The sequence below is a fragment of the Pseudomonas pudica genome (assembly GCF_015680405.1).
GTDB classification, from domain to species: Bacteria; Pseudomonadota; Gammaproteobacteria; order Pseudomonadales; family Pseudomonadaceae; genus Aquipseudomonas; species Aquipseudomonas pudica.
The window spans coordinates 1-1,701 of record NZ_JADLJS010000099.1 but is presented as its reverse complement, the minus strand read 5'-3'; the positions used below and the strand labels follow the sequence as shown (position 1 = coordinate 1,701).

General features: G+C 63.6%; 1 protein-coding gene. It reads right to left on the bottom strand.

The annotated features are described in order from the left end of the window. Positions 1 to 83: 83 nt before the first annotated feature. The gene (gene mltF / locus IRZ77_RS26650) at positions 84 to 1,541 is read right to left on the bottom strand and encodes a membrane-bound lytic murein transglycosylase MltF (protein ID WP_013971158.1); all 1,458 of its coding nucleotides are present in this window, start codon (positions 1,539 to 1,541) and stop codon (positions 84 to 86) included. Between the last annotated feature and the right edge of the window lie 160 nt (positions 1,542 to 1,701).

Below are 1,701 nucleotides of genomic sequence, written 5' to 3'. Positions count from 1 at the left end.
GCACTTCTCCACGCCCCGCCGGGCCAAGTCTTCCCCGCCCCCGGCCCCTGCGGGGGTGGGCCCGCCATGGGGCCGGTGCAGGCTTACATCGGCGGCGACTGCTCCGCCGGCTTGTCCTTGTTCACCCCGGGCACATGCAGGCTGCCCTCGGCCACCTGGCCTTCGAGCTGCGGCTGGGTCACCCAGGTGAGGATGTCGTAGTAGCGACGGATGTTGGCCACGAAATGCACCGGCTCGCCGCCACGTGCATAGCCGTATTTGGTCTGGCGATACCACTGCTTCTGCGAAAGCCGCGGTAGCATCTTCTTCACGTCCAGCCACTTGTTCGGGTTGAGCTTCTCGCGCTTGGCCAAAGTGCGGGCGTCCTCCAGGTGACCGGTGCCGACGTTGTAGGCGGCCAGGGCGAACCAGGTGCGGTCCGGTTCCTGGATACTGTCGTCGAGCTCTTCCTTGATCTTCATGAAGTACTTGGCGCCGCCCTGGATGCTCTGCTTCGGGTCCAGGCGGTTGGACACGCCCATGGCCTGGGCGGTGCGCTGGGTCAACATCATCAGGCCGCGCACGCCAGTCTTGGAGGTGACCTCGGGCTGCCACATCGATTCCTGGTAACCGATGGCGGCCAGCAGGCGCCAGTCCACCTGCTCGACCTTGGCGTAGCTCTTGAAGTGCTTTTCATACTTGGGCAGGCGCTGCTGCAGGTGTTGGGCGAAGGTGTAGGCCCCCACATAGCCCAGTACGTCGACATGGCCGTAGTAGCGGTCCTTCAGGCGTTGCAGGGTGCCGTTCTTCTGTGCCTTGTCGAGGAACTCGTTGACCTCGTTGAGCAGGCTGTTGTCTTCACCGGCCGCCACCGCCCAGCGCTGGTCGCGGGTGTCGCCCAGGTCGAAGGCAACCCGCACGTTGGGGAAGTACACCTGGTTCATCGCCAGCTCGTTGGAGTCGACCAGGGTCAGGTCGATCTGGCCTTCGTCGACCATGCGCAGCAGGTCGACCACCTCGACGGCGTCGGACTCTTCGTATTCCAGGCCGGGGTACTGCTTTTTCAGCTCGGCCAACTGGTCGGCGTGGCTGCTGCCCTTGAGCACCATGATCTTCTTGCCCACCAGGCCCTTGGCATTGGTGGGGCGCGTGCGGCCGTTGCGGTAGATGACCTGTGGGGTCACTTCCAGGTAAGGGTGGGAGTACCTGACCTGGGCCTTGCGCCGTTCGCTGGTGACCAGGCCGGCCGCTGCCAGCACCGGGCCGGAGGGCTTGCCAAGGCTGTCGTATAGCTCGTCGAGGTTGTCGGCGGTCTCGATCTGCAGCTTCACGCCCAGATCTTCGGCGAAATGCTGGACCAGCTCGTACTCGAAGCCGGTTTCGCCGTTGCGGTCCTGGAAGTAGGTGGCCGGGCTGTTGCGGGTGATCACGCGCAGCACGCCATCCTCCTTCACGCGCTCGAGGGTGCTGGGTTTTTCAACGCAGGCACCGAGCAGCAGAAAGAGTCCGGTTGCGAAAAGCCATCTGGCGCAACGCTGGCGCAAAGCAGTGTGGGCGAACATAGGTTGCAGTATACGCAAAGGACTGGCCCAACCATATCTCGACAACTGTTAGCTTGTCTGGTAGCAGGTTCTGTGCTTTACCGGCCCTATCGCCGGCAAGCCGGCTCCCACAGGTACAATGCAGGCCTTGAGGGTGGTGGTATACCTGGGGGAGCCGGCT